23 protein-coding genes and 1 tRNA gene are annotated in these 26,058 nt (G+C 38.7%); 7 read left to right on the top strand and 17 right to left on the bottom strand.

Annotation, left to right across the window (positions count from 1 at the left end; all coding sequences use genetic code 11):
• Positions 1-13 precede the first annotated feature (13 nt).
• A complete protein-coding gene (gene pepT / locus B3B27_RS06630; RefSeq protein ID WP_238841522.1) occupies positions 14-1,237 on the bottom strand; it encodes a peptidase T in 1,224 nt (407 codons plus the stop codon).
• A gap of 408 nt (positions 1,238-1,645) precedes the next feature.
• Here pepT and B3B27_RS06625 point away from each other — a divergent pair, with 408 nt between their 5' ends.
• Positions 1,646-2,872 carry an anaerobic sulfatase-maturation protein gene (locus B3B27_RS06625; RefSeq protein ID WP_286832436.1) on the top strand — a complete coding sequence of 409 codons (1,227 nt, stop codon included), beginning with the start codon at positions 1,646-1,648 and terminating at the stop codon, positions 2,870-2,872.
• 165 nt (positions 2,873-3,037) lie between these two features.
• Here B3B27_RS06625 and B3B27_RS06620 read toward each other — a convergent pair whose 3' ends face one another.
• The 12 genes from B3B27_RS06620 to B3B27_RS06565 all read right to left on the bottom strand — a co-directional run bounded on the left by B3B27_RS06620 (position 3,038) and on the right by B3B27_RS06565 (position 12,752).
• A complete protein-coding gene (locus tag B3B27_RS06620) occupies positions 3,038-3,496 on the bottom strand; it encodes an ExbD/TolR family protein (RefSeq protein ID WP_238841520.1) in 459 nt (152 codons plus the stop codon).
• Positions 3,496-4,131 (bottom strand): ExbD/TolR family protein, encoded by a 636-nt coding sequence (locus B3B27_RS06615; RefSeq protein ID WP_238841519.1) that lies wholly within the window; start codon positions 4,129-4,131, stop codon positions 3,496-3,498. Before B3B27_RS06615 ends, B3B27_RS06620 begins: the two co-directional genes overlap by 1 nt.
• Positions 4,132-4,244: 113 nt before the next feature.
• Entirely contained in the window at positions 4,245-4,727 is a 483-nt protein-coding gene (locus B3B27_RS06610; protein ID WP_238841518.1) for a hypothetical protein, read from the bottom strand.
• Between the two features lie 5 nt (positions 4,728-4,732).
• Entirely contained in the window at positions 4,733-5,542 is an 810-nt protein-coding gene (locus B3B27_RS06605; protein WP_238841517.1) for a MotA/TolQ/ExbB proton channel family protein, read from the bottom strand.
• 125 nt (positions 5,543-5,667) lie between these two features.
• Positions 5,668-5,755, bottom strand: a tRNA-Ser gene (locus B3B27_RS06600).
• A 166-nt stretch (positions 5,756-5,921) separates the two neighbouring features.
• The gene (locus B3B27_RS06595) at positions 5,922-6,698 is read right to left on the bottom strand and encodes a TatD family hydrolase (protein ID WP_286844891.1); all 777 of its coding nucleotides are present in this window, start codon (positions 6,696-6,698) and stop codon (positions 5,922-5,924) included.
• Complete coding sequence (locus B3B27_RS06590; RefSeq protein WP_238841515.1) at positions 6,695-7,390, bottom strand: hypothetical protein; 696 nt, start codon at positions 7,388-7,390, stop codon at positions 6,695-6,697. The genes B3B27_RS06595 and B3B27_RS06590 overlap by 4 nt, the downstream gene beginning before the upstream one ends.
• A 55-nt stretch (positions 7,391-7,445) precedes the next feature.
• Positions 7,446-8,423, bottom strand: coding sequence for a polyprenyl synthetase family protein (locus B3B27_RS06585; protein ID WP_238841514.1), 978 nt, complete (start codon positions 8,421-8,423; stop codon positions 7,446-7,448).
• A gap of 209 nt (positions 8,424-8,632) precedes the next feature.
• Entirely contained in the window at positions 8,633-9,331 is a 699-nt protein-coding gene (locus tag B3B27_RS06580) for an energy transducer TonB (RefSeq protein ID WP_286847164.1), read from the bottom strand.
• Positions 9,332-9,508: 177 nt separating this feature from the next.
• Positions 9,509-10,045 (bottom strand): hypoxanthine phosphoribosyltransferase, encoded by a 537-nt coding sequence (gene hpt, locus B3B27_RS06575; RefSeq protein WP_238841512.1) that lies wholly within the window; start codon positions 10,043-10,045, stop codon positions 9,509-9,511.
• Between the two features lie 99 nt (positions 10,046-10,144).
• On the bottom strand, positions 10,145-11,779 hold the full coding sequence (locus B3B27_RS06570; protein WP_286847163.1) for a sialidase family protein: 1,635 nt from the start codon (positions 11,777-11,779) through the stop codon (positions 10,145-10,147).
• Between the two features lie 256 nt (positions 11,780-12,035).
• The gene (locus B3B27_RS06565) at positions 12,036-12,752 is read right to left on the bottom strand and encodes a tRNA1(Val) (adenine(37)-N6)-methyltransferase (RefSeq protein ID WP_238841510.1); all 717 of its coding nucleotides are present in this window, start codon (positions 12,750-12,752) and stop codon (positions 12,036-12,038) included.
• Between the two features lie 109 nt (positions 12,753-12,861).
• On the opposite strand from B3B27_RS06565, the gene lon reads away from it, so the two are divergent.
• Positions 12,862-15,339, top strand: a complete 2,478-nt coding sequence (gene lon, locus B3B27_RS06560) for an endopeptidase La (protein WP_238841509.1) — start codon at positions 12,862-12,864, stop codon at positions 15,337-15,339.
• Positions 15,340-15,418: 79 nt separating this feature from the next.
• Here lon and B3B27_RS06555 read toward each other — a convergent pair whose 3' ends face one another.
• Positions 15,419-15,937 (bottom strand): RNA polymerase sigma factor, encoded by a 519-nt coding sequence (locus tag B3B27_RS06555; protein WP_238841508.1) that lies wholly within the window; start codon positions 15,935-15,937, stop codon positions 15,419-15,421.
• Positions 15,938-16,537: 600 nt separating this feature from the next.
• On the opposite strand from B3B27_RS06555, the gene htpG reads away from it, so the two are divergent.
• Entirely contained in the window at positions 16,538-18,436 is a 1,899-nt protein-coding gene (gene htpG / locus B3B27_RS06550) for a molecular chaperone HtpG (protein WP_286847162.1), read from the top strand.
• A gap of 147 nt (positions 18,437-18,583) precedes the next feature.
• Positions 18,584-19,534: a type I pantothenate kinase gene (gene coaA, locus B3B27_RS06545; protein ID WP_238841506.1), complete on the top strand. Its 951-nt coding sequence runs from the start codon at positions 18,584-18,586 to the stop codon at positions 19,532-19,534.
• Between the two features lie 292 nt (positions 19,535-19,826).
• Here the strand turns inward: coaA and B3B27_RS06540 are convergent, their stop codons facing one another.
• From B3B27_RS06540 to B3B27_RS06530, 3 genes are all read right to left on the bottom strand, one after another.
• Positions 19,827-20,219 carry an HIT family protein gene (locus B3B27_RS06540; RefSeq protein ID WP_238841505.1) on the bottom strand — a complete coding sequence of 131 codons (393 nt, stop codon included), beginning with the start codon at positions 20,217-20,219 and terminating at the stop codon, positions 19,827-19,829.
• 7 nt (positions 20,220-20,226) lie between these two features.
• Positions 20,227-20,697, bottom strand: a complete 471-nt coding sequence (greA, locus tag B3B27_RS06535; protein WP_238841504.1) for a transcription elongation factor GreA — start codon at positions 20,695-20,697, stop codon at positions 20,227-20,229.
• 148 nt (positions 20,698-20,845) lie between these two features.
• Positions 20,846-22,006, bottom strand: a complete 1,161-nt coding sequence (locus B3B27_RS06530) for a TlpA disulfide reductase family protein (RefSeq protein WP_286832446.1) — start codon at positions 22,004-22,006, stop codon at positions 20,846-20,848.
• A gap of 574 nt (positions 22,007-22,580) precedes the next feature.
• On the opposite strand from B3B27_RS06530, the gene B3B27_RS06525 reads away from it, so the two are divergent.
• The 3 genes from B3B27_RS06525 (at position 22,581) to B3B27_RS06515 (ending at position 26,052) form a co-directional block, all read left to right on the top strand.
• Positions 22,581-24,401: a hybrid sensor histidine kinase/response regulator transcription factor gene (locus B3B27_RS06525; RefSeq protein WP_286847161.1), complete on the top strand. Its 1,821-nt coding sequence runs from the start codon at positions 22,581-22,583 to the stop codon at positions 24,399-24,401.
• A 531-nt stretch (positions 24,402-24,932) separates the two neighbouring features.
• On the top strand, positions 24,933-25,310 hold the full coding sequence (locus B3B27_RS06520; protein WP_238841501.1) for an HU family DNA-binding protein: 378 nt from the start codon (positions 24,933-24,935) through the stop codon (positions 25,308-25,310).
• 79 nt (positions 25,311-25,389) lie between these two features.
• Positions 25,390-26,052: a hypothetical protein gene (locus tag B3B27_RS06515; RefSeq protein WP_286846052.1), complete on the top strand. Its 663-nt coding sequence runs from the start codon at positions 25,390-25,392 to the stop codon at positions 26,050-26,052.
• Positions 26,053-26,058: the final 6 nt, after the last annotated feature.

Genomic DNA, 26,058 nt, shown 5'->3' with positions numbered 1-26,058 from the left:
TATTTTAATTATATTAATAATCTTTTGCTACAAGTTCTGCGATTTTTACAATCACTTCTGAGGCTTTCTCCATTGAAGGAATTGGAAGGAATTCATATTTCCCATGGAAATTCATTCCTCCAGCAAAAATATTAGGACAGGGTAAACCCATGAACGACAAACGTGCTCCATCAGTCCCACCACGAATTGGTTTTATATTTGGCTTTACACCCACCTCTTCCATGGCTCTGTAAGCGTAATCTATGACATGTTTTACAGGTTCAATTTTTTCACGCATATTATAGTACTGATCTTTCATCTCTATTGTGATGCGTCCATCATATATCTGGTTCAACATCTCAACAGCATTTATCATCAGCGACTTGCGTTCCTCAAATTTTTTCCTGTCATGGTCACGAATAATAAACGACATTTTGGCATCTTCCACTGTCCCGGTCAAAGAAATAAGATGGAAAAATCCTTCATATCCTTCTGTCGACTCAGGACGTTCGTTATGCGGGAGCAGATTAATCAACTTGTTGGCTATGTTAAGTGCGTTAATCATTTTGTTTTTCGCATAACCTGGATGAACGTTTCTACCATGTATAACTATCTTAGCCGAGGCTGCATTAAAATTTTCATATTCCAGCTCCCCCACTTCACTTCCGTCCATTGTATAAGCCCATTCGGCACCGAATTTTTCAACATCAAACTTGTCTGCCCCTCTACCGATCTCTTCGTCAGGAGTAAAACCTATACGTATTTTTCCATGTTCAATCTCGGGATGATCAGTAAGGTATTGCATAGCGTTCATAATTTCGGCTATACCGGCTTTATCATCAGCTCCCAAAAGTGTATTCCCATCTGTTACAATAATATCTTCACCCACATGACGCAATAATTCAGGAAAGTCAGACGGTGATAAAACCACAGATTGTTCCTTATTTAACACAATATCTTTTCCATCATATGCTTTTACGATGCGCGGATTCACATTTTCACCGCTCATATCAGGGCTTGTATCAAAATGTGCAATAAATCCTATAACAGGGACCTTTTTCTTTGTATTAGTCGGTAATGTAGCCATCAGGTAACAGTTATTATCGAGGCTTACATCTGTCAATCCCATCTCCAATGCTTCCTTTTCTACCTCCTTTGCCAGATTGAACTGTTTCCTGGTACTCGGAGTTTGCATGTTTTCCTCATCCGATTGAGTATCGATACGTGCGTATTTAATAAACCGGTCAGCGATATTCATAATTAAATTGTATTTGATATGATTTTTCTCTAAAAAAGTTAAAGTTGCGTTAATAGTACAATGCTTTAATAGTGCAAATATTTACAAAGATAAAAAAAGTGCATGAATAGTAAAAATCAATTTAACCATTTTGTAACTTAAAAAAAAACCGTATCTTTGCACTTGGGTAAGTCCTATACGGCCAGCTCCCAATGAATCCCCCAGGTCTTGACCGAAGCAAGGGTATTTGGTTGTAGCGGCGCGATATAGTAAGCTTACCCATTTTTTATTTAACCCATTCTTCTCAAAAATAGAAAAAATTATTCTATGCTCCTCATAGTGTTTTTTTGAATCTTACCAGTCATTGAACCGGATAATTGCATGTTTTGTTTATATTTGCGGTACAAATAAATTCTATAAACCCACAATATGCCAACATATGCCCCATTTGCCAGGCCAATGTATGTAATGTTAAAGCCGGTAGGCTCGAAATGCAATCTCGATTGCAATTACTGTTACTATCTGGAGAAGGCAATTCTATATGGAAATAAGAATCAGGTGATGAGTGAAGAGCTCCTTGAAAAATTCATAGAGCAATACCTCGACTCCCAGACCATGCCACAGGTTATGTTCACCTGGCACGGAGGTGAAACGCTAATGCGTCCGGTCTCTTTCTATAAAAAAGCTTTGGAACTACAGAAGAAGTATGCCCGGGGGAGACATATAGATAACTCAATACAGACAAACGGCACCCTTCTCAACGATGAGTGGTGTACTTTCTTCAAGGAAAATAATTTTCTTGTGGGTATTTCAATCGATGGGCCACAAGAGTTTCACGATGAATATCGCCGTGACAAGATGGGCAGGCCATCTTTTCACCGTGTAATGAAGGGTATTGAACTACTGAATAAACACGGTGTAGAATTCAATTGTATGGCAGTAGTGAATGATTACAATGCAGATTATCCTCTCGATTTCTACCGTTTTTTCAAAGATACAGGTTGCCGTTTCGTACAGTTTACCCCCATTGTTGAACGTCTGCACAAGAACAGTTCACCCCTGAAACTAGCTACTGCAAAAGATACTGATAGTGAAGTAGAGCTGGCGACCTTTTCAGTGACAGCCAGGCAATGGGGAAACTTCCTATGTGCAATATTCGATGAATGGGTTAAGCAGGATGTAGGAGAAGTGTTCATACAGATATTTGACTCAACGCTGGCCAACTGGGTTGGTGAACAACCAGGTGTTTGCACTATGGCAAAAACGTGTGGCCATGCCGGGGTAATAGAGTTTAACGGCGATGTTTACTCGTGTGACCATTTTGTATTTCCCGAATACCGCCTTGGAAACATCTACTCCAAACCTCTTACAGCAATGATGTATTCACAGGAACAGCTTGAATTCGGTAACAATAAATTTGATAAACTGCCTCAGCAATGCCGAGAATGTGATGTTCTGTTTGCTTGCTACGGCGAATGCCCAAAGAACCGTTTTGTTAAAGACAGATATGGTAATGACGGGTTAAATTATCTGTGCGAGGGGTACTATCAGTTTTATCATCACGTAATGCCCTATATGGACTTCATGAAGCGTGAGCTTATGGCAAAACGGGCGCCCGCCAATGTGATGGAATGGGTGAAATCAGGTAATCCTTAACGTGTCAGAAAACATTGTCGTTCGCAAGGAATAGAAAATAACAAAACGCACACGAAATTTCAATAAAAGTAAATAAAAAAGAGCCTCAATTACAGGCTAATATGTAAAAAACCGGACCATTTGAGAGTGATCCGGTTTTTTAATTTACATTAGTTCAGCACTGTATCAGTTCTCTCCCTTTCGGGCTGAATAACTGATCTTTAATGCATACGCCTGACGCAATGCCTGTTTTACATCGGTAATATACTGCATGCGCGTATCTTCATCAGCCTTAATTGAGACAGTCATTAAAGGTTGGTCGGCCTCATTCATACTAGCCTTTTCCTGGGCAATATAATTCTGTATATCTGCCACCTGTGCAAACCTGTCGTTCAACTGCATTTGAGTACCTGTTCCCAATCTCACATCCTGTGGTGGGCCGATATTGATATAAGTCACCAGCGACTTCTTTTCAAGCTTCTGTACTTCAGAGGCTGTAGGAAGTTTTATTCTTACCATCACTTCTTCACTACGCATGGTAGTAGTAACCATAAAGAAGAACAGAATAGCGAAAATAATGTCGGGCATAGACGATGAATTCAACTCAGGCATTTCTCTTTTACCTGATTTATTAAATTTTCCCATTATTTTCCCTCCCCATAGTTTTTAGGCTCAGCCTCAGAAATACGTTGAGGATAGAGCTTGTTAATTTGATCTTTTTGTTCTTCCGTCAGCTCATCATAAGAGATGTTGAAATATTTCCTTGCTCCCTCTTCCCTCAACTCATTATATGCTCTTACCACCTCATTCTGCACTGCAATATAAGCCTTATAGCTGGTAGTAGCATCATTTTGTATAGAGATCACATGGGCAGAGGTAACAGGCACCGTACCTATTGGCGCTCCGAAGTCCTCTTCGGATAATTCCGGAAGTGACGGACTATTTGAAGTATTAAGTACGAACTCTTTCACCATATCTTTTAAAGCCACTTTTCCACCTTGTTCTCCACGCAACTCTCTTTCATTGGAATACCACTCTCTGGTAAGCTGGTTCTGAACCATCGTTTCGTTCTGGGCATTTACCAGTACTACCAGCAGATTCCTGCGCTGTACGTCTACCGATGTTTGCTCTTCTGACTGTGGAGGTGCCGGGAGGCGACGAGCCAAACCGGAATCCGTATCCATACTAGAAACAAGTATGAAAAAAGTCAGCAGCAAAAAGGTAATGTCAGCCATTGAATTTGCGTTGAGTGACGGAACTTTTCTACTTGATTTTGGCATATTAAAACATTTTTATTGATTCTTGTTACGAATCGTTACATTAATTCGTTCGTTTTCAGGCTATGACCTGGCACAAGCATGCTTGTGCCAGGTCAAAAAGCCTTACGATAATGTCATTTTTTCTTCACCTTCAACATAGGCATTACAATCATTGCCAACACCGTTACTATCAGCATAAAATAGCATGAGTAAAGCCACATATCGGTCAATTTCAAGGTTGGAGGTGTATTATCCGGACCTGAATATCCTGGAATATTCAACAGCGTTCCATCTCCCATGACAAAGGAGAATATTAATAATGCCGCCAAAGCCAGTATAGCTAAAAATCCACTTAATGCCTTCTTGGGATTCTCTTTCAATCCTCTTATAAAATCTGACACAGCAAATCCAATCAAAACAACTACCGTGACAATCAGCAGAAAATAAGCCCAATACAATATCGCATCAGTATATTTAGGCTGACTTAGCTCGGCAATCACTTTATCTTGTGCCGATGCCTGACCTCCTAAATAGAACAGGCCCAGCACAACAAGGGAAATTGCAACCCCTATCATGAGAACCATTCTGGAAGTTCTGTGTATTTTAGTTACAGCCATAATTATTACAAGTTTTTGTATTTAATGTTATATTTAATTACCTGATCAAGGAAAGTGATAGAGGCGTCTTCCATTTTGTTAAGGATACCTTCCATCTTTGTAAGAATGTAGTTGTAAATAATTTGAAGGATAATAGCCACGATAAGACCCCCTACAGTCGTGATCAAAGCCACTTTCATACCACCGGCCACAATAGTAGGGCTCATATCGCCTGCTCTCTGAATATCATCGAATGCCATAACCATACCTACTACGGTTCCAAGGAATCCGAGTGAAGGGGCAATAGCGATGAAGAGGGTGATCCATGAAAGGTTTCTCTCCAGTAATCCTGACTGCACACCGCCATAGGAAACAATGGAGCGCTCTACTGCATCTGCTCCCTGATCGAGGCGGAGAAGTCCCTGATAGATGATGGATGCAACTGGGCCTCTTGTTCCGCGTGCAATAACTTTTGCAGCTTCAACGTCACCTCTGTCCAATGCACCTCCTACTTTATTCAGGAAAGCATCCGGATCAACATCGGCCAAGCTCAGGTATATAATTCTTTCAAGACAGAAAGCCAGGCCCAGGATCATACAGATTGCAATGGTACTCATAAATCCGGCACCACCTTCAATAAATTTAACCTTTAATGCCTGGTGTAATCCTCCGGTTGAAGTTTCCTGAACAGCAGCCTGTGTGGTTTCGACAGGAGTAGCGGCAACTTGTTCTGTTTGTGTTTGTTCTTCCGGAGTAGCTTCTTGAGCGAAAAGAACCGATGACAATCCAACAGACATAATTCCGAAGATTGCTAAAATTGCAAATAACTTTTTCATTGTGTTCAATTTTTTTGATTAATGATCTTTAATTGTTTGATTTATTAATAATTTAATTTTCTGAATTTTATATTGTAAACAGTTTATTGCGACTTTTTTCCTTTACACATTCTTTTACGAGGGTGCGGAGAGAGCGGGATTCGAACCCGCGATACACTTTTGGCGTATACACGCTTTCCAGGCGTGCCTCTTCAACCACTCGAGCATCTCTCCAGGCAGGAGACTTCAACGAAAACGGGTGCAAATTACAAAAAATATTTCATTTCTTCTCCTTTTGGTTGGCAAAATTACTGAATTTATCGATTATAAACTACTCTAGCGAGAAATTATTTTAATAAAAAAATATTCTGGATATCTTTTCGGAATAAAGGTTCAGTTCCTAAACTGTAATATTAAAAAGCTCCTTAGCGCTACTACTTGTTACCTCTATTATGTTTTCTTCCGTCTCCTTCCATACTTCTGACAGCTTTTTCACTATAAAAGGCAAATATGAGGGCTCATTCCTCTTACCCCTGTATGGCACGGGAGCAAGATATGGTGAATCTGTTTCAAGCAGTATCTTGTCTATCGGACATAATTTCAGTGTTTCTGAGAGTCCTGAGTTTTTAAACGTAACAACTCCGTTTATTCCCACCCAAAAATTTTTCAATTTCATTATCTCTTCCAGCTCATCCAAGTTCCCCCCAAAGCTGTGAAATACACCTCGCAACGATTTTGCGCCTACTCTTTTAATACTTTTTATAACTTCTTCTGTGGCATTCCTAAAATGTATTGATGCCGGTACATTTTTTTCGGTGCACCATTTCAACTGCTCTTCAAAAGCTTCTATTTGCTCTTTCCGAAACGTTGTATCCCAGTAGAGGTCTATTCCTATTTCGCCGGCAGCGATATAAGAGCCGTTACTATATTCTTGATAAATAGCATAAAGCTGGTTTTTCCAATCTCGGGTTACACTTGTAGGATGAAGCCCAATCATAGGATAAAAAAAACCGGGATAGTGTTCAGTTGTTCTTTTAAGGCTGTCAATCGATGTTTCATCAATATTGGGCAGTAATACCTTCCTTACTCCCCTCTCTTTGGCACGAGAAATTACTTCTGCAATATCGTGTTCAAATTCCTCAGCAAACAGATGAGCGTGAGTATCTATTAGGCTCATTCTATCACCTCTCCCTTTCTGTAATAATAAACCACACCATATTCACGGTTTCTTGCAAGACGCTCTTCTGGAGTTAAATTTATATGGTGCTTTTCCACCTGTTCCCAAATATCAATTATTACCTCATCTACCTTTACCCTATAGTCCGCAACCTCCTTCAAAACGCGTGCAGTAGCTTTCTGATGCAGCTTTTGTGTTTGTAAACCATCTTTAAACAGAGTGTATATAACCTTTACTTTGGCAATAGACGGATTGTAAATAGGAACCCCACCCCTTGACGTACGTTTTTTCTCTCCCTCAATAATTTTCATTCCCCACTCCAGCAGCTGTTCGTTTGATGTCAGATCAGGAAGAACCATGTTTAAATTCTCAAGGCCATATAGTTCCAACTGCTCTTCTTTTATTTCAGAGCGTAATACACACATATACAGCACCTGAACAAAATGAGAGAGATACATTCTTGCATTTTTCACTTTACCGATAAAGGTTTTGTTAGCTTTTACCTGTGTGTTATAAACTTGCTGATAACGCGTGCACAGGTATTCGAAATGTGATACAACATCCCTGGCTTCACTCAACACGCTGGGTGAAATAGACAACTCTTTAAAATCTGTCTCTGCAGCTTTTTCTATAGCTGTCTTCAACGCTTTTATGCGAGCTGTATCAGTATTGGGCAATCTGCGATATGGCATCAATAACTAATCTGCGACAGTAATTTTTTATTTTAAATTCTTATTCAAGATCTATTCACTTCTCTCTGTACATAAGGGTTTCGCACAAGTCAGCCAACTCTTTTTTGTGATCATCCGCAACACTGACTAATGAAAGATAATGAAGCGATACAAGGTAATACTTTTCAATGAGATTCTCAGAAATTGATTTTAAATTTAATTCATCATACACATTTTTAACATATCTGATTTTCTCATCAGGATTATAATCGGTTGCTAAGATCCATTTTTTAAGTTCTGCCCTTTGTCTTTCGTTTGAATTTTTTAACGCTTTAATCAATAAGTAGGTCTTCTTGTTACACAATATGTCACCACCTGTTTTTTTCCCGAATTTCAACGGATCGCCATAAACGTCAAGAAGATCATCTTTTAACTGAAAAGCAAGCCCCATATTTATACCATACTGGTAAAGATAATCGGCATCGCGTGGAGAGGCATCTGCAATAATTGCACCGATCTTTAAAGCACAACCTATGAGAACAGCAGTTTTTAAACGAATCATATCAATGTATTCTGTTTCAGAGACATCCATACGCCTTTCAAAATCCATATCATATTGCTGCCCTTTGCATATCTCCATAGCGGTCTCGGAAAACAGATTTAACACTTCAAAAAGCATCTCTGCAGGTACTTTTGCAATATATTTATATGCCTCAATCACCATTGCATCACCTGAAAGGATGGCACTGTTGGCACTCCATTTTTTGTGTACCGCCGGTTTTCCACGCCTCATATCTGCATTATCCATGAGATCATCGTGCAGAAGTGAGAAGTTATGAAAAATTTCGATAGCTAACGCCGGATTAATAGCTTTGTCAACATCTTTTCCGAACAGGTCTACAGCCATTAACGTCAATAAAGGGCGAAGCCGCTTACCTCCCATAGAAAGGATGTATCTCACCGGATCAAACAATGACTTCGGTTGATCATCCATCAGAACTTTATCTATGGCATCACCTATTTTCTTTTCAAAAACGGAAATTTTACTACTCATTTGTTTCAATATTTCAGTAAACGGCTACTTAAACACCTGACAATCAGGAAGAAAGACTTCATAACTTTGGTAAAGTATATTCTACTGAAAATTAATGTATTGCATTGAATCTCGATACTTTTTTACCGAACTATCATTGTATAAGGATAATGAAAAAAGAGCTGCTCTCATATTCAAAAAGCAGCCCCTTATGCATTCTCAGTTAAAAATTAGTTCTGTAAACGGAATACCACCGGAAGTGTAAATCGTACGCGCACAGCTTGTCCACGTTGCTTACCCGGTGTCCATCTTGGCATAGACTGGATAACGCGAACGGCCTCTCTGTCAAGTGATGGGTCTACGCCTCTCACTACCTGCACGTCAGTAATACTTCCATCTCTCTCTACCACAAAGTTACAGATAACTCTTCCCTGAATACCGTTTTCCTGTGCAATTACAGGATATTTGATATTGTCACTTAAGAATTTCATCATTGCAGCGTTACCTCCCGGGAACTCCGGTTGATTTTCAACAACCACGAAAATCTCTTCAGTCACCTCTTCCTGCTTTGGTTTTGGTGGTGGTGGCGGTACATAGGTCTGAACCTGTCTTTGAGCCTGATTATCCTCAACCTGGATATCAAATTTTGTTTCCACCTTTTGATCTACCACCTCAATGATCTCGGGTGTTTCCGGTTCAGGTGGTGGTGGAGGTGGCGGAGGAGTAGGTTCCCTACGCGTAACCTCGATCTCTTCTTCAGCCAAAATATCCTGAACGATGACAGTCTCGTCAAGTTTTTTGGTTTCAGTCGACCATTCAAAAGCGAAGAAGAGGACAGATATACCAAGCACTAACCCCATAAGGATGAAAGTGTTTTTATGCACTTCCAAATTCGCTTTTGGCGATTTTTTTACTTCATCTTTGTCCATTTTGAATAATTATTTTATCTACTTGCGTTAATTACATATCTACTTTAATACAAAAATAGCTATTTTTTTTATTTAGTTCAGCATTTCAGGAAGAAATTTCCACAAAATAGACTATTTTAAAATCATTTACCCGTTAGCGGGAAATATTCACCTTTTTTTTAACATGAAACGGTAAAACTATTTCACTTTATAAATATTTTTCAGGTTCCTGCCGTATCCATCATAATCCAAACCATATCCTACAATAAAATCACCGGGTATTTCAAGTGCTACATAATCGATATCCAATTTATTCCTTAACGCGGCAGGCTTAAACAGCAAAGTGGCTATTTTCACCTCCCCGGGCTGGTGTTTTTTCAACTCTTCAACAAGAGCAACCATTGTATTGCCACTGTCCACAATATCTTCAACAATCACCACACATCTACCCTTTATGCTTTCATTAAGCCCCAGGACTTCCTGTATGCAGCCGGTATTAGTGGTTCCATGATAAGAGGCGAGGCGCACAAATGTAATCTCACTTGGAATCGAAACCTCTTTCATCAGTTCAGCGGCAAACATAAAAGCGCCGTTTAATACCGCTAGGAAAATAGGATTCTTGCCTTCAAGCTCAGAATTCATACGCCTGGCAACACGCCTTATCTCATGTTCTATTACCTCTTGTTCAATAAACAGCTCAAACTGTTTGTCTTTAATGGTGATCACTTTATTCACAGTCCCGAAATTTTAAAACTGCAAAATTACAACTTTTTATGATTTTAAGAAATAATTTTGAAGTTTTCATTTCAAGATTGATAAAGCAGAATAAGGGTTTCATTTCTTCTCCCTGACAATATCTGTCAGTTTTACAGCCTGAAACGTCATATGTGCGACACTGCTTTCATACAGGATCCCTACAGTCTCATCATCTATCATTGTCAGGCATGAATAACCCCAGCCAAAATCTTCATCAAGCAATACCTGATACTCCTCAGGAAAAGTCAATCCGCCGTCCAGGCTAGCTTTAATTGTTATATCTTTGCGATGCTGTGAAGAGTTAGGATTTGAAAAAAGTAGAATATCTCTTCCCAAAACATTATCTTTAGCCCTTACATTAATCAAGCTTGCCATACATACTGGTTCCTGAAGAACAGATCTTGAAGAGGGATGTTCAAACCATGTTTCGCCAAGATCTTTAGTAATTGAAACTGCACGGCTCCCCCCTCTGTTGTCGCGCATATTAAGCATTAGCCCCCCCGGTTCCACTTCAGCAACCTGTGCTTCGGTTGTGTTGGAACGTGCCGGATTATGAATCTTCCATGTTTCACCTCGGTCTTTGCTGAACATGATGCCTGCATTGGGAATCCTGGTAGAATCTATGAACTGTATAGGGAACACCAGCGTGCCGTCCATCATAGTAATACCTCTTCCCGGACCCTGCAGCAATAGGTTCCAAGAGTGATCTTTCACCTGTTCCGTGATATTAACCGGATCGGACCATGTTTTTCCGTCATCGGTACTTTTTGTCATCACCAGCTGGCCAGTCGACTCCTTTCCGTTACCGTTCATTGAGTTTACCCATGCGCGGCCATTTCCCATACCATGTGTCCAAAGCGCCACAACCCATATGTTTCCTGTCTTCTCATCTACAAGTATGGACGGGTCCCCCACTCCATTTTGAGCTTTAGGCAGTCCCCCATACTCTCCAAAGCTGAGAGGAAGTCTCATCTCTTCCCATGTCTGACCATTATCAATGCTTCTACTCAAACCCACATCAACATATTCCTGTAAATCCACGCTACTGTTATAACGTACATCATATACTCCCAGCAGAGTGCCTTTCCCGGTTGTAACAAGTCCCGGAATCCTGTAAGCAGCTGCACCATCATCCCCGGCATGGCGCACACCTATTCCCATTCTGTGTAATGTACTTCCAGTGGCGAAACATAGCGGAGCACTTTTCATATCAAGTTTTACAGAAGACATTTCTACATCTATCTTCGACAAAAGAGAAGTACCCGGTTTCATCTCCAGGCTTATCCAGAAGTAGTTGATTCCGGGAAATAGCGAGCAGTTTGTAGAAAGTGTTACTTCATTCCGTGGCGAAGGTATTTCAACCAATTTTACCGAATAGGAACTATTGGCCTCTTTTGTTTTCCCGGGTGCTAAGCTTGAAATGTACTGCACCGGCGAATAGATTGTCTGTCCTTTGCGCTGTGCAGCTTCAGTGCCGCCATAATATAGTTTTATACTACTTATCTCATCCATATTAACCTGATCTGAAAAAAGCAGCATTATCTCATTCAGCACCTTCGATTTCTCAGCATCAATACGGATATAAAACAAAACATTATCCGATCTGTCAATCAGAACCGGTATTTTTGTCTGTTTAACATGAACAGTATCGGCTCCCTGTGCAAAAAAGCAGGCATATAAAATAGACAGGGCCAGGAATGTAAATTTCTTCATATTATTAAACAATTAAGCTGATAAACAATTATCTAACAAAACTTTCGTGCTAAGCGTTCGCAGAGTAAATTTCTTTATTTTACCCAGTGAAGCAAAAATCAGAATTAATTTGAACTTACTTCTAATTATTTTCACGTTTACTAATGATTTGCATGCTCGTCTCATACTGCACGCAGCAAAGATAATATATAAATTTAAATTAATAAACTTAATATATTAAGTTTATTTCATAACGCCCCCGGGAATACGCCCGAATCTAAAGATATAAGTAAAAACTTCTTGCAAGATTGGTAAAATCCTCTGTGTACTGGTGCCTGGATGTCTCAATTGTAAGTGAATCTGCTTCAAGGCAGGTGGTTTTTTTCAAAGTTATCTCCACTAAAATCCTTTTTGGAACTACGTTTGGCAATGGATATACAATAGTTTTACGTTTCATGCTGAAGAGATACTTATCACACAAAAATTCAAGTTCGCTAATCTTGTCATAAGGAAGAATCATTGAGATAACTCCGTTTTTATTAAGGCACCTCTTTCCCGAGACCAACAGATCCTCCAACGACATTGAAACAGAATGCCTTGCTGTTGTCCTGTGGGAGTCGGCCGGCAAAAAAGAATTTGAAAAATAGGGAGGATTGGATACAATTAAATCAAAACGCTCCTGCCTGCTTTTGGCAAAAATTCTGAAATCGATCAACTCTACATCTATTCTACCGGAAAAAGGTGAATTTATTACATTTTCCTTTGCCTGCTTCACTGCATCCATATCAATATCAACAGCCATAATCCTGGCACACGGGTTACGCTGAGCAATCATCATTGCTATAAGGCCTGCACCTGTTCCCACATCCAATATACTCTTAGCATTGGCAACGCTTGACCATGCGCCCAGCAAAACACCGTCTGTTCCCACTTTCATTGCGCACTTGTCATGGTGCACGACAAACTGTTTAAACCTAAAATAGGGATTGCTCATAATATGTCAATCTTTGAGTCTCTTTTGGCATGGAATTTGTTCTTTAGTATAAAAAACTAAAAAACAAAAGTACTTATTTTTCTGTTTTTATTACAGAGAAAGTTATATTATGAATCCATTTAAAAAATATACAACAAGTGATGAGGGTTCTGAAACAAACGTTATCTCTTTTATTACCAGCGATTTTATTGACGGCAATACGGAGGTTGATGAATCACATCTGAAAGAGACCTTACCGCTGCTCCCGTTGAGGAATACAATAGTTTTTCCCGGGAGCACGCTGCCTATTTCGGTCGGCAGAAAAAAATCGCTGGCATTGATCAGATCTCTTGGCAAGAAACAAAGATATATAGGTCTTGTATGCCAAAAAGACACAAATATTGAAGATCCTGAGAAGAGTGATCTTTATCAGATTGGCGTAATTGCCGAGGTGATGCGTGTTATTGAACTTGCAGATAATAACTTCAGCATTATCGTGCAGGCAAAAAAACGTTTTGAGTGGTTGCAAATCACACAAAATGATCCTTACATGAGGGCTACGTTTAAATTGAGGGAGTATGTGAAAGCATCGACTGAAGATAAAGAGTTCGGGGCTATTCTCGACTCCATCCGCGATGCCATGCTTCATATGCTGCACATGTTGGGTGAGCCCCCCAGAGAGTTGATCCAGACAATAAAAAGTGAGGCATTTTCAGATATGCTCATTAGTTATTGTGCGACAAACCTGCCCATAGAAAGCCACGAAAAGCAGGATCTTCTGAATATAAATGACGAAAAAGAACAGGCATACCGACTTTTGATGATTCTCAACCGCGAGACACAAATTCTGGAACTAAAGATGAATATCCAGATGAAAACCCGTGAGGACCTGAATCAGCAACAGAGAGAGTATTTTTTGCAGCAACAGATAAAAACCATACAGGAAGAACTGGGTGGCAATACTCAACAGATAGAGATTGATGAGTTCAGGAAGAAAGCCAAAAACAAAAAATGGAGTTCCGAAGTGGGGGAAATATTCGAAAAAGAATTGCAAAAGCTGGAGCGGTTAAATCCCCAGTCTCCCGACTATTCGGTACAGTTCGGATATCTTCAGACCATACTTGATCTTCCATGGGGTGAATATACGAAGGATAATTTCAATCTTAAGAATGCTCAAAAAGTGCTCGACAGGGAACATTTCGGCATGGAAACCGTTAAAGAACGTATTATTGAGCATCTGGCAGTGTTAAAGCTGAAAGGTGATCTTAAGTCGCCCATTCTCTGTCTTTACGGTCCTCCGGGTGTTGGGAAAACCTCATTGGGTAAATCTATCGCCGAAGCGCTCTGCCGTAAATATGTACGCATTTCTCTCGGAGGGCTGCACGACGAGGCAGAAATACGAGGACACCGGCGCACATATATAGGTGCGATACCCGGAAGAATTATCCAGAATATTCAAAAAGCAGGTTCATCAAACCCCGTGTTCGTACTTGACGAGGTTGATAAAATAGGGAATGATTTCCGTGGGGATCCCTCTTCTGCGTTGCTTGAAGTGCTCGACCCGGAACAAAACTCCACTTTTCACGACAATTACCTCTCCATCGATTATGATTTATCGAAAGTGCTGTTTATAGCAACAGCCAATAATTTAAACTCAATTCCTCAGCCACTGCTTGACCGTATGGAGCTGATAAACGTAGGTGGATATATCACAGAGGAAAAGATTGAAATAGCTTATCGTCACCTCGTTCCCAAAGAGCTCCAGAATCATGGTGTTAAAAAAGGTGCATTTGTCATACCCAAACCCACACTGCATAAGATCATTGAAAACTACACACGTGAATCGGGTGTGCGTGAATTGAATAAAAAAATTGCAAAGATTATGCGCAGGGTTGCCCGTAAGATTGCTGCAGATGAGGAATACCCTAAATCGCTGAAAGTCTCCGGCCTCAAAGAGTATCTTGGCAGGGAAGAGTACTCCAAAGACCGCTATCAGGGCAATGAATACGCAGGTGTTGTAACAGGCTTAGCATGGACCGCAGTTGGGGGCGAGATTCTTTTTGTAGAAAGTTCACTAAGTAGGGGAAAAGGTTCGAAACTCACTCTTACAGGCAACTTGGGAGATGTAATGAAAGAATCGGCTATGTTAGCTATGGAATATATTCACTCTCATTCTGAAGAGTTGGAGATAAATCCTGATATTTTCGACAACTGGAACACTCATATACATGTACCAGAAGGTGCTATACCAAAAGATGGCCCTTCGGCAGGAATCACAATGATTACATCATTGGTATCTATGTTTACTCAGCGGAAAGTGCGTCCTAATCTGGCAATGACGGGAGAGATAACATTACGAGGCAAGGTTCTTCCGGTAGGAGGTATCCGCGAAAAAATACTTGCAGCAAAAAGGGCTGGTATCAAAGATATTATTCTGTGCAAAGAGAACAAAAAGGATATTGAAGAAATAAAGGACGACTATTTAAAGGGGCTTACATTCCATTACATTAGTGATGTAAAGGAGGTTATAGATCTTGCCCTATTAGACAAAAAGGTTGAAAACCCAAAAGATTTCACTATAAAAGAAAAACCTAAGACAACAATGTAAAAAGGTAATCCTCCGAAAGCTATATAAAAGAAAAACCCCTTCAATCAGAAGAGGTTTCCTTTTATATACAGATATTATTTTATTCGGAGTAATATCTGAAATCCTTTAGTAATTCCTGAAGCCTTTTCCTTGCAAAGAAAATCCTGCTCTTTACAGTTCCTATAGGTAATTCCAGGTGCTTTGCAATTTCTTCATATTTGTATCCGGAAACATGCATTGAGAAAGGTATTTTATACTCATCAGTAAAACTGTTAATAGCCTTGTTTATCTCTTTTATCGTGTATGCCCCGTCGGGAGTATCAAAACCGGAATCCTGCGGTAAATTAAGATGATAGAGATTTTCTGTTTTATCAATAATAGTTTGGCTTCTGACAATCTTACGATAATTATTTACAAAAATATTATGCATTATGGTAAATACCCACCCTTTGAAGTTTACATTCTCATAATACTTCTCTCTGTTGTCTAATACACGGAGAGTTGTTTCCTGCAACAAATCTTTGGCTTCTTCTCTGTCGGCAGTCAGGGTCAATGCAAAATTGAACATGTTGTCCTGCAGACTAAGCAGTTGCTTTTCGAAAGAAATTTTTGTCTTCATAAGCGATGACTTTTAATTGTGTTAAATAACAGTTGCTTTTTCTTCGTCAAGAAAAGACCGTTTGTTGTCACTGCAAATATAAAAAGATAAATTTAAAACGAAAATTGTTTTAGATGTAAAAACGATTAATTAGTGTTAACAAAAAAAATATTAAAATAAACAAGCTGACTATCAGCCCTATATAGCTATCACAAGGGTACCCCTGATAGCATCGATGCTTGATTGAGATTTTCTATATCTACAGGTTTAATATAAATCTTTGCAATACTAACAAAATAAACCCTTTTTTAAAATGACTCTAAATAATAACAAGTCTGCAATCTTTATAATGAAATATGTTAAACATAGAATTAACATATCAGCGCATAAAAACAGTTAGATGCTTATATTAACATAATGGCACAATATTTGCCTTTAACAATAAGTGCGCTTTGTACGTTATTCGCTTACAGAGTCCGGATATTATTTAATTCTTTATCGTTATTCGGCGATGTAAGTTATTTTTGATATCCGTTTAACGAATTAATAAAAGGCAAATTGCGACAAAATAACTGAATAACAATAGAATAACCAATTTATAAACCAAAAAAGTATATATTTATGGTACAAAAAGGACAGATTGGGGTGACTACCGATAACATTTTCCCCATTATTAAAAAGTTTCTATACAGCGATCATGAGATTTTCCTGCGTGAAATTGTTTCAAACGCTGTGGATGCAACACAAAAGCTTAAAACACTCTCCGATGTGGGAGAGTTTAAAGGAGAACTGGGCGACTTGTCAGTCAGGATATCCATCGACAAGAAAAGCAAAACACTCAAAATTTCAGATCGCGGTATAGGTATGACAGCTGATGAGGTTGACAAGTATATAAATCAGATTGCCCTATCATCCGCCAATGATTTTCTGGACAAATACAAAGATAGCGCCAATGCAATTATCGGCCATTTCGGCCTGGGGTTCTACTCCTCATTCATGGTAGCGAAGAAAGTGGATATCATAACAAAATCTTATAAAGAAGAGGCAACAGCCGTGAAATGGTCTTGCGACGGAACGCCGGAATTCACAATGGAAGAGGTTGAAAAGCAGGAACGCGGAACCGATATCATCCTTTATCTTGATGATGAGAATAAAGATTTTCTCGAAAAGGATAAAATTGAGTCACTCCTCAATAAATATTGCAAGTTTCTTCCTGTACCGGTTGTTTTCGGCAAAAAACAGGAGTGGAAAGATGGCAATTATGTGGATACAGGGGAGGATAACATAATAAATGATGTTAACCCGCTCTGGAAACAAAAACCAGCCGTATTGAAAGATGAGGATTACCTGAAATTCTACCGTGGTCTCTACCCGCTATCTATAATGGATGAACCAATGTTCTGGATTCATCTCAATGTGGACTATCCTTTTAATCTGACCGGCATCCTCTACTTCCCTAAGATAAAGAGCAACATCGATCTGCAACGCAACAAAATACAGCTCTACAGCAACCAGGTATATGTAACGGACTCTGTAGAGGGCATTGTACCTGAATTTCTTACACTGCTGCACGGTGTAATAGACTCACCCGATATTCCGCTTAACGTGTCCCGCTCGTATCTGCAGAGCGACAACAATGTGAAGAAGATATCGAACCACATCATGAAAAAGGTGGCCGACAAACTAGAAGAGTTGTTTAAAAATGAGCGTTCACAATTCGAAGAGAAATGGGATAGCCTGAAGCTTTTCATCGAGTACGGAATGCTCACGGAAGAAAAGTTCTATGACAGGGCGGTGAAATTTTCACTACTAAAAAACACTGAAGGTAAATACTTCACAGCCGAAGAGTATAAAACTTTAGTTGAAAGCGCACAAACTGATAAAAATGGTGATATTATCTACCTATATACTGCCAACAAAGAGGAACAGTTTGCGCATATAGACGCTGCCAGAGATAAAGGGTACGATGTGCTGATGATGGATGGTCAGCTCGATGTTCACTGGATGGGCCTGCTGGAACAAAAAATGGGGAAGACCCGGTTTGTCAGAGTCGATAGCGATACAGTAGAACATATTATTGAGAAGGAGGAGGCAGAAAAAGTTGATATAAGCGACAAACAGAAAGAAACACTTTCAGAAACAATCAAATCACAACTGCCGATAATAGAAAAAACGGAGTTCGCCGTTGATTTCAAAGCTCTTGGAGAATCATCCAAACCTATTCAGATTACCCAAAACGAATTCTCACGAAGAATGAAGGAGATGGCTGTAATGCAGCAACAGATGGCATTTTACGGAGAGATGCCCGATACCTATCAAATTGTTCTGAATGTGCAGCATCCAATAATAAAAGAGCTTATAAACAAAAGTGAAGGAAAAGAAAAAGAAGAACTGATAGAACAGGCCTCTTCCGATACCAGGCTGAAGCAGATGTTAGATCTGGCCCTCCTTTCTAACGGAATGCTTAAAGGAGAGGCACTTAGTAATTTTGTAAAACGCAGTTTTGAAATGATACAATAAAAAATCTGCCTATCTGGGAAAAGATGAAGAAAACCGGTAATCATTCAATCATTACCGGTTTTTTCTTTCTGATATAAAGATTATTCCGTGTGAATATGCCATATCGGACATATGATATTATCTTTGCATCAAAAAAACAGACTTAAAATGAATAAATCTTACGAGGTTACCTATTCTCCATTTCGTGCTTTCACCCGTGAAGAGTGGCGTAAACTGGAGGAACATCCAATGTTTCCCATATCGGACATCGACCTTACAAAACTGCAAGCACTTAATGAACCGCTTACGCTAAGTGAAGTAGAAGACATTTACATCCCTATGATCAGGCTTCTGCAGATCCATATAACCCACTATCGCAACCTGCACAACGAACGGGATCAGTTTTTCGTCAATACCAGCAAACAAATCCCATACATCATAGGTATAGCAGGAAGTGTTGCAGCAGGAAAGAGCACTACAGCCCGCGTACTTCAGAAGTTGCTTTCTATGACACCGGGACATCCGAAAGTGGAACTTATAACTACCGACGGTTTTTTGTACTCTAACGATGAACTGGAGAAGCGGGGATTACTTAATAAAAAAGGATTCCCTGAAAGTTACGATGCAAAAAAATTGTTGTCGTTTCTCGCAAGTGTAAAATCGGGACGTGACACATTTGAAGTGCCGGTCTATTCACATCTCTATTACGATGTAATAAAAGACAGGACGCAAGCCATTGAGCGGCCTGATATTCTTATTGTTGAGGGTATAAACGTACTACAGGTTTCCTTAAACAAAAAACCAAAGAGACGTGTGTTTGTATCCGACTTTTTCGATTTTTCAATTTACGTGGACGCAAGTGAGAAGGATCTCCGTGAATGGTATTTGGAGAGATTTAAAAAATTACAACTGACTGCCTTCCGTGACCCTGACTCCTATTTTCATAAATATGCCTTCTATCCGGAGAAAAGACTGTTGAAGTTTGCCAATAGGGTTTGGGACGAAATAAATCTTCCGAATCTGGAACAAAATATTCTCCCAACACGATTCCGCGCAGATCTGATTCTTGAAAAAGGGGAGTGTCATTTTGTCAGAGGTATCCGCATCAGGAAAATCTGACAGATATGTATCATTAATAACCAGCAAATATCAATAACAGTTTATGTGCCTGTTATGAAACCCTGAATATCAAAAATGGTTATTATAATGCACTGAATATAAATATTTATTTTGTCTCAATGCAATGAAAAAGACATATAGGGGTCACTATGTTTGTAAAAGTAAAAACTTTATGAGTATTGTTAATTATAGTGGACTCATTCCCGGATGAAAACAAAAACGATGAGCTGTGACTTGCCCACTGTTTAACACAGTTAACTATATTTGATGTGTGCTAAAGGCTTTACTTGTGCTAAAAGGCATTCCGTATCTTCTCCGAAATTTCCTCAAACTCATCCTTCGAAAGTTTAAGTTTCGGATTGGCAAGGCTCATATCACCCTCTTTTTGAATGGGAATCAGATGAATATGCGCATGTGGCACCTCAAGTCCAATGGCCATCACACCTACCCTTTTGCACGGGATAGCTTTCTCTATAGCCTTTGCCGTCTTTTTGGCAAAAACAACCATATCTGCCAAAAGCATATCATCCAGGTCGAAAAGATAGTCGACCTCCTGTTTTGGGACTACCAACGTATGGCCTTTTGCCATAGGATTGATGTCCAAGAAAGCGTAAAAACGATCATCTTCAGAAATCTTGTACGATGGAATCTCTCCGGAGATAATTCTGCTAAAAATTGTAGCCATAATTGATTTAAATAGATATTTCCAACACCTCAAACGTCATGATACCCGATGGCACTTTTATCTCGGCAATATCACCCACTTTCTTACCCAGCAGGCCCTGAGCGATAGGAGTGTTTACAGCAATCTTACCGTTTTTAAGGTCAGCTTCACTCTCCGAGACAAGGGTATAGGTCATCTGTTTTTTTGTCTGCACGTTTTTTATGGTCACCTTGTTCATTATCTTAACCTCATCAGTACCTATAGCGCTTTCATCTATCAGGCGGGCAGTTGCAATAAGGCCTTTCATCTGTGATATTTTTGCTTCAAGCATTCCCTGTGCCTCCTTGGCGGCATCATATTCCGCGTTTTCTGACAAATCTCCCTTATCTCTGGCTTCGGCAATCTGTCTCGATATCTCAGGTCTCTGTACAGATTCCATCTCTATCAACTCTTCTTTTAATCTCCGAAGTCCGTCTTCGGTCATGTAAGTTACAGACATAATTTTTTCTCCTGTTTAACTTAGTGAAAACTTAACATAAAGAAAAGAATTCCGGCCTTTTCATAAGACCGGAACTCCCTTTTTCCATGATGTAATTGCTACAAAGATAAAAACTTTGTTCTGATAAAACAAATATCCTACGTATGTTTTACAACACTTTTTTCAACTCATTACTCAGTTTTGAAAAGTCTTCAATCCGAACAACAATATCTCCTTCACGGTTCAGGATAAAACCTGTAGGAATCTCCCTCACATTGTACATCGACAGTAAACGTGTATTTACAGATTGAGGATCGCGGACAGTAATCCATGGCAGGTTGTCAGCTGCTGTTTTCCAGAAATGCTCATCAGAATCGAACGAAATCTGATATATTTCAAATCCGCGCGATCTGTATTGTGAATATACAGCATTAAGGCCCATATTGTGTTTTGGAGAGAAATCAGCATTATATATCACGAAATCAAGCAGAACAACTTTACCCTGAAGCGAAGAGAGAGCCTTCTTATCCCCGTTCATGTCTCTCAGCGCAATATCGGGTAATCGGGTTACTGTTTCAACTGGCACTTTTTCCAACAGACGTGCCTGCTGCTCTTGTTGCCTTCGAGTCTTCAATGCGTTCATGGCAAATTCATACAGATGTTTTGTTCTCTCTGTTTCGGGGTAATACCTATTCCATGATGTGGCAACTGCTCCAAACATTGCATAATCTTTTTTATCATAGGGATTGAAAATCAGATAGTCGTTTATCTTCTGAAAGACGGCGTAATAGGCAGCAGCACTCGATGGATTTCCCAGAATCATGCGAGATATGTTTGACTTGTACTCTGTCAGCACCGTGTCAAGCCGGGCAATAAAGGTCATATCATCAATCGATTTTGCTTTATGCAGATTTTCAATACCGGTAATTTTCCCGGCAGCAGCAATAGTAAGTGCATCTACCTCTCTGAGCTGATCGTTGGTGGGAGAATCAACTATGGTAAACGAACTATATAAGTTTGAAGCATCCGCCTGCAAATGAAGCGTTTCTGAAGAATCGACGGTAAAAACCACTCTCTGATCGCCAATACGTAACTGATAAAACTCGGGGTTTTGAGGGGCAGGTTGTTTAAAAGCAAACGAACCATTTTCTTTGAGCACAGCAGAATCAAGAAGTACAACACCACCCAGGCCTCTATGCTCAAGATAGAGAGTATCACCTTTTGCAGATTCTATTTTACCTTCCACTTTAAATGCAGCTCCCTGCTTACATGAGAAACATAGCCCTCCAATCATTAAGGCCAGCACAAATCTTTCAAACACCCTGTTCATAAATTATTCATTAATTATATTTAGTGCAAAACTAATGATTTTTCAGGTAAAAGTATGTATATGGTGAAAAATTTATAAACGTATCCCGTAAAGGAACATTCAAAAAAAAGATACACTAAGATCAATTTTATAAAAAATACAATTCTTTTTAAAATAATATTGCTAATTTTGAAGTTAATTAAGCTGCAGGGAAGTGTGTCGTTTTTAAAACTGTGCATATATGTACAAACTAAAGTACATTAATTATTTAAGTGAATTATCAAGAAAATAAAGATGTGTAATCACACAGCCTGACAATTCGTCTTTTATGAGTAAAAGTGAAGATTCTAAAAGAAGGAATAGTTAATTATAATCAAATATAACATTTTTCAACCCTATTGCACTTAATTACCTGTTTTTTAATTGAAAAAAGCGTTGTCTGATAAAAAAAAGTATATATTGCACAATATCTTATCAAGTTAACAGTAAAGTCACAGACAAGAAAGATAAGAAAAAAATTACAATGCGGTAATTTAATTGTTTTTTAACTGTAAAATAATGGATCTGAATAAGAATTAAGTTTTAAGTAATAAGTATGAACCTTTGTCATCACCTTATTTCCGGATTTTCAGCTCGCACCTTTATCTTATTTAAAGCTTCGGCTTTAAGATTATCGGTATTATTCAATAACAAATTCATTGCATCGTTATTACACCCAACCCTACTTATTGATAACCCTGACAACAAGGTTCTTTATACCGGATTTATCCTGTTTTTAGCAGCATCGTTAATTCTACTTATTTACTTTTTATCAGAGCGTATCAAGAGTAAACGTTTTCGCGAAAATGAAAAGACACGAAATGATTTTTTCATAAAACTTGCCCATGAATTCAGAACTCCGCTTACCATAATTTTAGGGATGAGCAAGCAGCTCAAGGGACAAAAAGACCTTGGTAAAAACTCACTCACATTTCTCTCGGCAATTGAACGGCAGGGACGTCATTTATCCGATCTTGTAAATCAACTTCTTGATTTAGCCAATTTACAGACAAATGAGAACAAACTGGAATGGAAAACAGGCAATATCATAGCTTATGTGCAGATGATTTCAGAAACATTCGGGTTATATGCTGAACAAAAAGATATTGAACTGGTGTTTTACAGTGAAGAAAATAAAATAGAGACTGATTTTGTACCCGATTACCTTTTCAAAATATTGCAAAATATTCTATCAAATGCAATAAAATACAGTGACAATGGTAGCCGTGTATTTATTATACTTGAGCGAAATAAAAAAGATAAGAAAAGACTGATGATCAAAGTGATTGACCAAGGTAGCGGAATAACTAAAACCGAGCTACCCTATATATTCGATCTGTTTTACAAAGCACCATCAGCCAGTGATAGTCTGAGCTACGGAATAGGTCTTACACTTACAAAGCAACTGATATACAATCTTAATGGCACCATTGATGTAGAGAGCGCTGAAGGAAAAGGCTCTACCTTTACAATAGGGCTGCCAATCAACAGAGATGAAAAAAAGTTGTACTCACACTGGTCGCCGCGCCAAAACACCAAACAGGGAATATTAGAAAAACTTCCGCCAATTGAAAACAAAGATATTGTAAACCTCGAGACCAAGAAGAAAGGAGAACGTAAAACAATTTTAATTGTCGAAGACAATAAAGATATATACCTTTATATAAGTGCCTTATTCAATAATGACAAGCTCAATATTTTATATGCAGATAATGGGGTTACAGCCATGGAGATGGCCAATGAATATATCCCCGACATTGTGATTACCGACATTATTATGCCCAAAAAGAACGGTATAGAACTTTGTAAAGATATCAGATCATCAACTCTTCTAAATCATATTCCAATAATTATCATTTCTGCCAAAAACTCCCAATCCGATTTTTTAGAAGGATTTAAAAGCGGAGCAGATGCATATATAGGAAAACCATTTACGGGTGAAGAACTACAGGTACGTGTCGAAAAACTGCTTGAATCGCGCGACAAACTGAAAGAAAAATATCTGAGGACAATTTTTAAAGAAGAAAAAAACGAAACAGGCAACAATTTAAATGTTGAGTTCCTGAGAAAGGTGACAGACATAATTCATCACGAAATAAAAAATCCAAATTTCTCTGCAAAAAAATTGGCTCATGAGCTGGCAATAAGTGTATCACAACTAAACAAAAAATTAAATGCCATAACAGGATACCCTAGCTCTACCTATATTCAACAAGTAAAAATTGCTTACGCTAAAAAACTATTAACGCGTAGCAACAAGCCCATCAGCGAAATAGCAGATATGTGCGGCATTTTTGATGTGAATTATTTTTCCAGAATATTTAAAAAACACACGGGCGTAACACCAACACAATACCAAAGATTACCTCAGGATTAACAAAAATAACCATCACGATAAGCTGCTTCATTCAAATAATTTATGACTGGCAATTGTGAAAATTGTCGATGATATAATAATTTTAAATATTTCGTGAAAAACTCTTCAACAACTCCAAAGTAATAATAGCACTATTATAATACTGATATTTAATTATTTAAAAAAATCAATTGCGCGAATTGTGCTATTAACCATAAATGTTAAAGCTTGTTTTATGCTATATTTCACTAAAAAAATCCTAACGACAGGTTTGGGAAAACCTTATGTTTGTACCGAAAAATGATGGCGGATAAACGGACACCTTGACACTGCTAAACGTACGGAAAGCATATTAAAGGGAAAAATCAGAAAAAGCGGTAAACGGTCAGAGAATAAGCGGTATACGTATAAAAAGAACATCATAAACGTTACTAAAAACGCGACAATAGGCAAAGCCGGGGTAACATCCAATAAATTAGTGCATTCGCTACAGAATTTTTCAATTTAATTTACATAAGACATTAAAATAAACATATAAATACAAGAACATTTATGAAGTATAAATTGATTCAAAAAGCAAATCCGCTCGAACCGGAGACCAAACGCAAGTGGTATGCTAGTCCGGTGAAAGCAGGGACAATAAACAATTACCAACTGAGCAAAGGAATTGCCGGAAAATCTTCTCTCACACGAGGGGCAGTAATGAATGTAATAGAGAACATGGTAGATGAAATTCCAAAATACCTGATGGAGGGATACAGCGTGAATTTAAATAATTTTGGAACGTTGCGTCTCTCTCTCTCAAGCGAAGGGGTTTCCGATCCTGACGAGTTCACAGCTGACAATATTAAAAATATGCGCGTCGTTTTCACTCCTTCTCCTGAATTCAGGAGTACACTTTCAAAAATGAAACTTGAAAAAACGGAATAGTTATAACCTGTTGAAAGCTTGGCATAAGCAGTTTAAGAAGTCAATTGAAAGCATAATAACAGCAATTTAAGAGAAATTTATGACATCCCGAAACAAATATATCTCAATTAAAGAACCCCAAGAAGAGCTTACCCTCATGCTTCATGGGATAGGTTTTGTTACGGGCGATCCGTCAATCAGGATTTCATATCCATACGTTTTTCACCCGAGTGTGCGAATTACTGTGAAAGAACCTGGCGAAGCAAAATGGATATACATGATGTTGCCCCTGCCCAAAGGAAGCCTGATAACGCAAGTAAAAATCGCCTATCACATCGTTGGTATTCAAAGCTATATACCCCTTGTAAGGCTAGTGGAACAAAGAGAACCGATAGCAGCGACAGTACTTCACAACAAGGTGGTTGACAAGCCTTTACCATCCTCGGGAATCATCAAAGCTGAATGTAGGGCAGTTGTAAGTAAAAGCACCCTCCTTAAAATATGCATGGAGTTTGAGAACAGCGATGATATTATTGAATTTGGCGGGGTTGAAGTGAATTATATACCACACTTTAATACACAAAACATAGAAGAAGAAGAAAAAAAAAATAAAAAAACGCGAATGAATAGAAGTTCGATTTTCAGTTTCGGGAATGACGGTAAAAACCAGGTATTGAGGTATAACCTGATTTCTTTGATTTCACTGTTTTTCAAACCTAAAAAACGTAGAAAGTTTCATATAAACATAGAGAACACCTTGTGAAATATC

The organism is Proteiniphilum sp. UBA5463, assembly GCF_002427225.1.
GTDB classification, from domain to species: Bacteria; Bacteroidota; Bacteroidia; order Bacteroidales; family Dysgonomonadaceae; genus Proteiniphilum; species Proteiniphilum propionicum.
The sequence above is the reverse complement of the archived record's forward strand: the minus strand, read 5'-3'. Positions and strand labels throughout refer to the sequence as shown.

Bases quoted from the DNA above. Each gene is read 5' to 3' on its own strand.
- pepT (WP_238841522.1), bottom strand. From the start codon at position 1,237: ATGAATATCGCTGACCGGTTTATTAAATACGCACGTATCGATACTCAA.
- B3B27_RS06625 (WP_286832436.1), top strand. From the start codon at position 1,646: ATGCCAACATATGCCCCATTTGCCAGGCCAATGTATGTAATGTTAAAG.
- B3B27_RS06620 (WP_238841520.1), bottom strand. From the start codon at position 3,496: ATGGGAAAATTTAATAAATCAGGTAAAAGAGAAATGCCTGAGTTGAAT.
- B3B27_RS06615 (WP_238841519.1), bottom strand. From the start codon at position 4,131: ATGCCAAAATCAAGTAGAAAAGTTCCGTCACTCAACGCAAATTCAATG.
- B3B27_RS06610 (WP_238841518.1), bottom strand. From the start codon at position 4,727: ATGGCTGTAACTAAAATACACAGAACTTCCAGAATGGTTCTCATGATA.
- B3B27_RS06605 (WP_238841517.1), bottom strand. From the start codon at position 5,542: ATGAAAAAGTTATTTGCAATTTTAGCAATCTTCGGAATTATGTCTGTT.
- B3B27_RS06595 (WP_286844891.1), bottom strand. From the start codon at position 6,698: ATGAGCCTAATAGATACTCACGCTCATCTGTTTGCTGAGGAATTTGAA.
- B3B27_RS06590 (WP_238841515.1), bottom strand. From the start codon at position 7,390: ATGCCATATCGCAGATTGCCCAATACTGATACAGCTCGCATAAAAGCG.
- B3B27_RS06585 (WP_238841514.1), bottom strand. From the start codon at position 8,423: ATGAGTAGTAAAATTTCCGTTTTTGAAAAGAAAATAGGTGATGCCATA.
- B3B27_RS06580 (WP_286847164.1), bottom strand. From the start codon at position 9,331: ATGGACAAAGATGAAGTAAAAAAATCGCCAAAAGCGAATTTGGAAGTG.
- B3B27_RS06570 (WP_286847163.1), bottom strand. From the start codon at position 11,779: ATGAAGAAATTTACATTCCTGGCCCTGTCTATTTTATATGCCTGCTTT.
- B3B27_RS06565 (WP_238841510.1), bottom strand. From the start codon at position 12,752: ATGAGCAATCCCTATTTTAGGTTTAAACAGTTTGTCGTGCACCATGAC.
- lon (WP_238841509.1), top strand. From the start codon at position 12,862: ATGAATCCATTTAAAAAATATACAACAAGTGATGAGGGTTCTGAAACA.
- B3B27_RS06555 (WP_238841508.1), bottom strand. From the start codon at position 15,937: ATGAAGACAAAAATTTCTTTCGAAAAGCAACTGCTTAGTCTGCAGGAC.
- htpG (WP_286847162.1), top strand. From the start codon at position 16,538: ATGGTACAAAAAGGACAGATTGGGGTGACTACCGATAACATTTTCCCC.
- coaA (WP_238841506.1), top strand. From the start codon at position 18,584: ATGAATAAATCTTACGAGGTTACCTATTCTCCATTTCGTGCTTTCACC.
- B3B27_RS06540 (WP_238841505.1), bottom strand. From the start codon at position 20,219: ATGGCTACAATTTTTAGCAGAATTATCTCCGGAGAGATTCCATCGTAC.
- greA (WP_238841504.1), bottom strand. From the start codon at position 20,697: ATGTCTGTAACTTACATGACCGAAGACGGACTTCGGAGATTAAAAGAA.
- B3B27_RS06530 (WP_286832446.1), bottom strand. From the start codon at position 22,006: ATGAACAGGGTGTTTGAAAGATTTGTGCTGGCCTTAATGATTGGAGGG.
- B3B27_RS06525 (WP_286847161.1), top strand. From the start codon at position 22,581: ATGAACCTTTGTCATCACCTTATTTCCGGATTTTCAGCTCGCACCTTT.
- B3B27_RS06520 (WP_238841501.1), top strand. From the start codon at position 24,933: ATGAAGTATAAATTGATTCAAAAAGCAAATCCGCTCGAACCGGAGACC.
- B3B27_RS06515 (WP_286846052.1), top strand. From the start codon at position 25,390: ATGACATCCCGAAACAAATATATCTCAATTAAAGAACCCCAAGAAGAG.